Source organism: Microvirga sp., assembly GCF_014699075.1.
Taxonomy (GTDB): domain Bacteria; phylum Pseudomonadota; class Alphaproteobacteria; order Rhizobiales; family Beijerinckiaceae; genus Microvirga.
In genome coordinates this window covers 197,985-206,161 of record NZ_JACXAB010000008.1, presented here as the reverse complement: position 1 = coordinate 206,161, position 8,177 = coordinate 197,985, and the positions used below count along the sequence as shown (strand labels likewise).

Here is an 8,177-nt window from a genome sequence, read left to right as displayed (position 1 = left end):
GTTGTGGCGCTCGCAATCGAGAACCTGGCCCATCGTGCATCCCTCCATTCCGGCGATAAGAATGCACCATCAAACCCCGGGATCAAACATCTAGAACACCGGGCCTGACCTCGGATCCTGCCGCACAGTTTCATTTCGCTTACTGCCGCTGAGCATTCAGCAACGAGAGCCGATATATTCTTTATCTTTGAATCTTGGATGGGCGCACTCGCGGGAGCGGCGCCCGTCCCGCCCCACCTCTCCCTAGGGAGGGCTCAGGAGGAGGAAGCGCAGTTTCCTTATCATAGGCCAGCTTCCAGACGGCTCTCCTGTTCCCGCGGCGCCCGGCTGCGAGTTCACCGGCGATCCATCGGGTGATGAGCGGCGCGGCGACGCTCGTGCCGTTCATGGCAACGACGGAGCCGCTGCGTGTTCCGGCTGCCAGAACGCCGGATTGAACGATGGAGTCATCGCTCACAGTCAATGCGTCGGGCCCGCAGCGATGGAGCGAGGTAGCGCCAGCCGGCTTCGTGATTGGCCCGCCTGCGGAATAAACAGGCGGCCGGAGTTCCTTGCGCAGCAGACCTCCAATGACGATGGTGTTCTTGCCGGTCGCGATCGCATTGATCGAGCCCGCGCGCTTCACGGGGGATGCCGGATCATCCTCTTCGAGAGGTCTGCCGTCATGGCCATAAATCTCGTAGCTGGGAACATCGAAATAGGCTTGTCGTCCCTGGCGTCGATAGCCGACAGGAGCATCGTCCCGTTGAACCCAGCCTTCGATGGCTTCCTGCGGCGATAGTCCCTGGTTTTTCAAAGTGAGGTTCCACAATCCTGCTGGAGCAACTGGATCGGTGGGCACAGGAGAGTTCTCCGACTCGATCCGCATGGTCGGTTGCATCGAGATCAGGAACATCCCGCGTGCCGAAGATGCAGAGAAGAAATGGTATCGTGCCTCGCAGAGCACATTGTCAGCAAGTTCGTACTGGAGAATAAAGCTGTCGTTCTCCTGCAGCGGCGGGCTGACGTCACCCTGTGGTGTTGCAATGGTCAGCTCAACCCGGTTGCCTTTCGCCGCGGCAGGAGGAAGCCAGATCTCGACGAAACTCGGCGTGAGATCGTCAGGGAGCAGCCTCAAGGGTAAGACCGTCTCATCGCCCGCGGCTTGGAACGAAACAGTCGGATGAGCACGGGCCAGATGGCTGTTGCCGGAGGGAATGACGACCCGCATCGGCTTGTTGCCATGCGTGGTGTTGAGCTCGCGCAGGATATCGTCGAAGGCCAGTTCGATCGCGTGGGTGCCATCATGGGGACCGGCGAGCAGCCCGTAGCTGAAGTTCACCACAATCGGCAGGCTTTGGCCGGGTCCCGCAATCGCTTGGGCCATGTTGCGGATGTACTCCAAACCTTTGACAGCATAAGGCGCCAGACTGGCTCCGGACGAGTTGGCCGTTGTTGCAGTTGGCAGTTGAACGCAGATGATCCGCCAGTCCGGCGCCTCATCCGGATCCCACCCACAGGCGAGGTCCATCACGTGGGCGCCATGAGAGGCGCGCCATGCTTGGCTCTTGCGACCCTCGAGCGCAAAATCGGCGACACCGGCGCGACGGTAGATCTCATCTTCATCGATGAAGTTCCCCTTTCGGCAGGTTGCAAGCAGGTTGTCGATTTCCGTTTTGGGGATCTCGAACCCGTTGTCGAAACCGATCGGTACGTTGACGGCGGCGCCATGCTGCACCCATACAGACTCGACCCGGGTCGAGCCGTCAGGCTTGCGAAAGCGTTCGTGGGCAAAGGGAATACCGTCGTCGATGATTCCGATGATGACGGTGCCTGATGTAATCGTCTGTGACGCGGAATGAAGCGGACGAGTTCCTTTCGAGCCTGACAGGGCAACCGATGAGGAGGGTAGGGGCGGACCCAGGGTGAAGCGCTCCAAGGTTTGGAAGAAGCGGCGGAATTTCCAGTGCTCGATCAGCCTAAGCGTCTTTGTGAGGGGTAGAAACCGGACGTCGAAGGGTTCCGCGTCACGAGGCGGCTGCTCCGGCATGTCAGGGTCTTCAACAGCGTCTCGCCAGAGCGCCCATGACTCTTCGTCCCATGACGCTGCTTTGCGGCGCAGGAGGACCGGAACGCTCTGTTCTGCGACCGATGGCAGCCGGAAATCCTGCAAACCTGGACCCAGGGCCCAGTAGGAATATGGATCGACAACAGACCGGGGAATGGGGTCGATCCTCGGTTGAACGCGCTTCCAGGCCATGGGGCGCTCCTGCTTTCAAACTATAAAAGGATGTGTACTCACTCCCATTCCGCCTTCGCCTTGTCCCAAAGCCAGGCGAGAACGTAGGATTGGTGCTGTGGGTCGATGACCTGATCGTTTGCCGCGTTTTCCACGGAGTAGCCTGTCGCGCCCGGCATTGATGTGAGCGTCTCATTCGTCACGTCATAAAGATCGTGCCAGATGAAGTCGCCGTCTTCAGGATACTTGTCGCCTTCGAAGCGCCATGCCCTGTATCCAGCTGCGCCGGAGCAGCGGTTGACGAAGTATTGGCCGAGCGTCAGGCCGAGAACCGCCCCGGCGGCACTGTCGACGGGAAAATGCACGCCTGCGACGGTCCGGTTGATGGCAATCCGTGCTGCAAGACGAAGAAGCTGGGTGCGCCAATCGGAGCTGTCGTATCCGGGCGTTCCGGAGGTTTTCATCAGTTGCCACAGCACAAGAGCTACCGCGAACGCCTCTGTCGCATGCCCGCTCGGCAGCGCTGCATGGGCCGGTGTGACGATCATCGGCTGAATTTGTGGGGAGTATTCAAGCGGCCGTCTACACGCGAGACCCTGCTTCACGCGTAGGTGCACGAACAACGCCATCCGCAGGACGGCGGCCGGAAGCTCCAATGTGTAGGGTGTCCGGTCCGCATGGAGTTGAGCGATAGAGCTCAGAAACGCCATGCCGCCGCCGATCTGCGCTAGAATCTCGCCCTGTCGATCCGGACGTAGTTCGGCATAGTGGTTCACGAAGGTGAGCTGCGCTTTGAGAATGGCCTCCGTCGGACGGGCCATCAGAATGAGCGGCTTATAGACCGGCGCTGGTGCATCGCTTCCGGCAGGCGCAGGAACCTCAAGATGCCAGACTGCCATATGGCGTGGATTCACCGTGGCATCTTCGAGTGTGAAACCGAGGCGCGAGACTATCTCCGCGTCGAAGACCGCAGCACGGACCCAGGAAGACCAGCGATCAAGATTTTCCGTATCTTCCAAGTCGAGCGGGCCAGGAACAGCCGCGGGTGAGCGCCAATGCCTAACAACTCCGTCACGGCTGCGGATCAGGGCGTCACTTATGAGTGGTGAATCGTAACTGGCACCGCCCACGCCTCCGATGCCACCCACGCCACCCACGCCTCCGACGCCGCCTACACCACCTACGCCACCAGCCCCGCCGAGGGGGCCAATTCCTGCTGACAAGTAGCTCACGTTGGTGCACTCCTTCGTTGTCTAAGCCCGCCGCTATTCAGGCACTCCTGCTTGGTGCAGCACGGACGCCCAGTCCTCCCCAATCTTGTATCCAGCACTCGGCGATCGCTCCCGCCAACTGCGGATGGTGAGATGCGGCTCTAATTGCATGAGCCTCTCCACCGTGCGGCGGGCATCATCAGGGTGGCCGAGCTCCCACTGTGCGATTGCCATAGCACGTAGGGCTGAGGTGTGGGTGCAATTGGACTTGAGGGAGCGCTGCGCGAGCTTCAGGGCGCGATCGAATTGATGGGCGGCGAGGTGATCGGTCGCCGCGAGTGAATCGTAGAAATAGCGGTGAGGGTCGAGAGGCGACAGCTTCCGCGCTCGCTGCGTGCAGCTGACGGCCTGCTGCCCCTCGTCTTTGAAGGCATTAAGCGGACCCTTGAGCAGCCAAGCGAGGGAGTCGTTGGGATTGTTCAGGAGGGCCAGATCATAGCGATTCATGGCTATGTCGAGCTTCTTCAGAAGGTTCGTATGGACGAAGCCGTCGATGGCAAGTGCCAAGGAACATTGCGGATCGGCATCCAGGGCCTGCTTCGTACAGCGCAGGGCGAGTTGCGCATCCTGATGCGGATCGTCCGACCAACCCGGCTGAACCCGCAGGACATGCCACTTGGCAAGCCAGGCGCGGGGTATAGCCTGACGCGGAGCCCGCTCGATCAAAGCCTCGAGCAGCCTGCGTGACTCACTGAAGTCATATGGCGACAGGCGGTGCATCAGGGCCACGGCCGCCAGCAGCAGGGTGTAGCTTTTCAAGGTCGGCAACGCCTGCGACTGAGCCCGCTGCAACTCGCTTATCATGATCGCAGCATTTACATTGGCGGCAATCTCGTCGATCAGGTCCCGTTTGCCAGAGATGATGCCGCTCAGCTGCCCCCTGTAACGCTCGGACCAAGCAACCTGTCCTGACTTTGCTTCGGCGAGTTCAGCCTCCACCATAACTTGCCGGTTCTGGATCCGGTAAAAGCCGGACAGCACATAATTTGCATTGAGGCTTGCACTGACCTGATTCAGGGACGCATCCCTGCCGCGAAACACGGTTGTCGACAGGCGCGATATGACGTGCAGCTCAGGAGAGCGCGAGAGATCCTGAATCAACTCCTCGGCAAGAACCTCCCCCAAGACATGATGCTCGTCCTCGGGATCGCGTGTTGTGAAGGGGACGACCGCCAGGGTCGGAAGCAAGCTTTCCAGAACATACCCGGTCTCGATCACGGGTCGCGGTCCGGGCGGCCCGACACGGTAAGCTCTTACGGGCTGCGGCATGTGCTTGAGATAGCACTCACCGAGATCCTCAATGGCCGCATCGAGATCGGCCGTAAGCTGGTCGCGCACATTGGCCGAGATGACGATTTCGCCAGGGCCTGCAAGGGTGAGGATTCGAGCCGCCCGGCTGACGCCACGCCCGTAGAGATCAGCCTGATCGATGATCACGTCGCTGATCTCGATGCCCATCCTGAGCATGATCTGCTGGGCTGGGGGAAGCGCCTGGTTCTGCCGATCGCGTTCCTGCTGGATCGAGAAGGCGGCCGCAACGGCGGATCGGACGTCGTCGAAGTCCAAGAGCATCCCATCACCAAGGCCTTTCGTGAAGTGGCCATTGTGATCAGGAAGGATGCGGCTCCGAACGTGCTCGACGAAGGTCAGCCAATGGGAGATGAACTCCGCCTCATCCTGCTCGACGAGACGGACGGATTCGACCACGTCGAGGATCAGAACTGCTCGCTTCGCCCGTACGGCGGCAGGGAAGGGATCTCCGGATTGCTGGCCAATCTGCATTGAAAAAAGCTCGCAACATTGTTCATGTCCACGGAGTGGCTCAGCTGGACGACAGACGATGTTGAGAAGTCTTCTTTGCTTAATCCTAACGCATTCAGGGGCGGTTTGACCGTCTAGGAGTGAGTACCCAACCTGCCTTCAGAACCCGACTGAAGAGTTCTTGGCGATCCGTTTGACCATGAGGCTCTGCCAACAGAAAAGGCCCGGCGTCTGCCGGGCCGTTTCATCATAAGCAATGATCAGTTGGCGCTTCGTTTACCGCGCTCCAGGATCAGGCCTGCGGCAGTTCGGGCCGCAAAGCCTTTCCAGTAGGTATGCTCCGGCTTGAACGAGCCGTCCTTGTTGGCCGCGAACACACCTTCACTCGCACGCTCCACTGGCACGTCCATATAGGTGCTGAGTTCCGCGTCGGCCTTCACGTAGCGGCCCAGAAAAGCGGAGACGAAATGCTGCGTGATGTTGTTCATGCGCACCGTGTCCCATACCGGATCGGCATAATGGTTGAAGGGCGCCGAGCTTCCACCCTCCGCTGTCTGCCAGCTTTCGATTGGAGCCGGGATGGGAGCAGCGGCGTTGTGATTGGCGTTCTCAAAGGTCAGCATATAGCGGTCGGCGTTGACGGTGCCGGTGTAGAGCGCACGGACGCCCTTTTCATAGCCTGACACGTCATCCTTACTGCCGGCCACATAAAGGATTGGCGTGGTGATCCCGGTGAGCCCGTCCTGGTTCCAGAAGCCGCGCTGCATGCCCCAGGGCGCGATGGCGACCACCGCTTTGATCCGTTCGTCCCGCAGCTTCTTGTGGGTCTCGGATCCGGCCGAGTGCACGGACAGCATGCTGGCCGGCACGCCCGAGTCGTAGGCCACGGCTTCCTTGGTCACCCCGGCCCCGGCAGTGATCACAGCACCGTACCCGCCCATCGAATAGCCGATGAGGCCAGTACGGGAGGTGTCCACCAGCCCGTTCAGGAAATGACCATTCTCCTTCGCCAGCTGATCGACCGCGTTGAGCACGAACAGCTGGTCGAGAGGCCGGTTGATCAGGGTCGACCCGAACTTGCCTTGGTCGTTGTAGGTGGAATCCGCATGGTCGATGGATGCCACCGCATAGCCTTTGGTGGCAAGGTTCTCTGCCAGGTGGCTGAGCAGGAAGCGATTGCCCGGATAGCCGTGGCTGATGATCACCAGCGGGTAAGGGCTGCCAGAAGCCCGCTTGGGCTGAGCGTTGCGCACCGCCTTTCCATGAAGCATCACCTGGGTCTTGCCGTCACGCAGGAACACTCCGGGATAGGTGCCGGACTGCTTGCCGCTCGTCTCCGCCGGATACCAGACCTCCAGCGTGAGCTTTCGGTCATAGCGTGGGGGCTCCTGGCCGGCTGCTGCCTTCAGCACGTCGATCTGATTCTTGTTGATCACCTCAATCGTGCGGACGCCAATGGCATGCTCGCCATGCTGGGCGAGGGCCGGCGCATCGGGGCGGATCAGGTCAATGCGATTGTAGTGCGTCATGTCCTGTGCGGATGAGGGGGAAGGGATGGCAAACAGAATCAAGGTCGCCAAGGCTGCACTTCTCACGAGGTTTCCTCCTGGATGATTAGAGATTTAGTGAGCGCCAAACCGGCAGGTCGCTTCCGGAACGCTGATCATGCATGACCCTATGACACTGTGAAGACTTCTCAAGTGGGGGCTGCAGTCGAAAGCAAGACAGTTCACGATCAAAAGGATGTCTCGAGCTGAATCATGGTTCCATCTTTAAGCAAGGCAGACAATGGCAGTGCAGTAGCCTATGGTCCCAGCAAATCTCGGGAATGTTGAATCATGAGCATCGAAGATCTCAAGGCCAGGGTTGCGCGTGAGTTCGGAACGCCTGCGGTGGTTGTCGACCTGGACGTCGTCGAGCGCAACATCGCTAGGGTTCAAGCAATGTGCGATGCCGCCGGGGTGGCCAACCGGCCTCATATCAAGACCCACAAGAGCCCTGTCATTGCATCCATGCAGCGGGAAGCCGGCGCTCGCGGCATCACCTGCCAGAAGATCGGCGAAGCGGAAGTCATGGCTGAAGCCGGGTGCGACGACATCCTGATTGCCTACAACATCCTGGGAGAAGAGAAGCTCAGCCGGCTCGGCGAGCTCCTGTCCCAGGTGAAGGTGACCGTCGCGGCTGACAACCCTACCGTGGTGGCGGGCCTGCCGGAAGCTGCTGCCATTGCCGGGCGAGACTTGGGCGTGGTGGTGGAGTGCGACACCGGGCGCAAGCGGGCAGGGGTTGAGACGGTCGCAGAGGCCGTGGCCCTGGCGAAGGACATCGCATCGCGTCCGGGCCTGTCCTTCGCCGGGTTCATGCTGTACCCGCCGGAGAACGCCATGGACGAGACTCAGGGTTTCCTGGATGCAGCCATGGCCGGGATCCGTAACCTGGGCCTTGAGCCGCAGATCGTGTCATCGGGCGGGACACCCAACCTCTTGAACCTGGGCAAGATCAAAGGTGTGACGGAGCATCGGGCCGGAACGTCGGTTTTCAATGATCGAATGATGCTGGCAGCAGGCGTCGCGCAACTGCAGGATTGTGCGCTGACCGTCTTTGCCACTGTTGTGAGCCGGGCGTCACCGGAGCGGGGCATCCTCGACTCCGGATCCAAAACCCTGACGAGCGACACCGGCGGGCTGGAGGGTCATGGCCTCATCCTTGAGCATCCGCAGGCCAAAATTGCCCGCTTTGCGGAAGAGCATGGCTTCCTAGATTTGTCCGGCTGCAATGATCGTCCCAATGTCGGCGACGTCGTCCGGGTCGTTCCCAATCATGTGTGTGTCGTGGTCAACATGGTGGATCGGCTGGTGACGGTTCGCGGGAACGAGATCGTCGGTGAACTGCCCGTTGCAGCCCGTGGACGTCTGACCTGACCAGGG

5 protein-coding genes are annotated in these 8,177 nt (G+C 60.4%); 1 reads left to right on the top strand and 4 read right to left on the bottom strand.

The window, feature by feature from the left end; genetic code table 11:
* Positions 1-181: 181 nt before the first annotated feature.
* The 4 genes from IC232_RS15095 to IC232_RS15080 all read right to left on the bottom strand — a co-directional run bounded on the left by IC232_RS15095 (position 182) and on the right by IC232_RS15080 (position 6,830).
* Complete coding sequence (locus IC232_RS15095) at positions 182-2,239, bottom strand: hypothetical protein (RefSeq protein ID WP_190845798.1); 2,058 nt, start codon at positions 2,237-2,239, stop codon at positions 182-184.
* 38 nt (positions 2,240-2,277) lie between these two features.
* Entirely contained in the window at positions 2,278-3,450 is a 1,173-nt protein-coding gene (locus IC232_RS15090) for a phosphatase PAP2 family protein (RefSeq protein ID WP_190845797.1), read from the bottom strand.
* A gap of 33 nt (positions 3,451-3,483) precedes the next feature.
* Positions 3,484-5,271: a FlgO family outer membrane protein gene (locus IC232_RS15085; protein ID WP_190845796.1), complete on the bottom strand. Its 1,788-nt coding sequence runs from the start codon at positions 5,269-5,271 to the stop codon at positions 3,484-3,486.
* 239 nt (positions 5,272-5,510) lie between these two features.
* Positions 5,511-6,830, bottom strand: a complete 1,320-nt coding sequence (locus tag IC232_RS15080) for a dienelactone hydrolase (protein ID WP_210335369.1) — start codon at positions 6,828-6,830, stop codon at positions 5,511-5,513.
* A gap of 258 nt (positions 6,831-7,088) precedes the next feature.
* Here IC232_RS15080 and IC232_RS15075 point away from each other — a divergent pair, with 258 nt between their 5' ends.
* Positions 7,089-8,171, top strand: coding sequence for a D-TA family PLP-dependent enzyme (locus IC232_RS15075; RefSeq protein WP_190845795.1), 1,083 nt, complete (start codon positions 7,089-7,091; stop codon positions 8,169-8,171).
* Positions 8,172-8,177: the final 6 nt, after the last annotated feature.

Coding starts and splice junctions, on each gene's coding strand:
- IC232_RS15095 (WP_190845798.1), bottom strand. CDS start 2,239: ATGGCCTGGAAGCGCGTTCAACCGAGGATCGACCCCATTCCCCGGTCT.
- IC232_RS15075 (WP_190845795.1), top strand. CDS start 7,089: ATGAGCATCGAAGATCTCAAGGCCAGGGTTGCGCGTGAGTTCGGAACG.
- IC232_RS15085 (WP_190845796.1), bottom strand. CDS start 5,271: ATGCAGATTGGCCAGCAATCCGGAGATCCCTTCCCTGCCGCCGTACGG.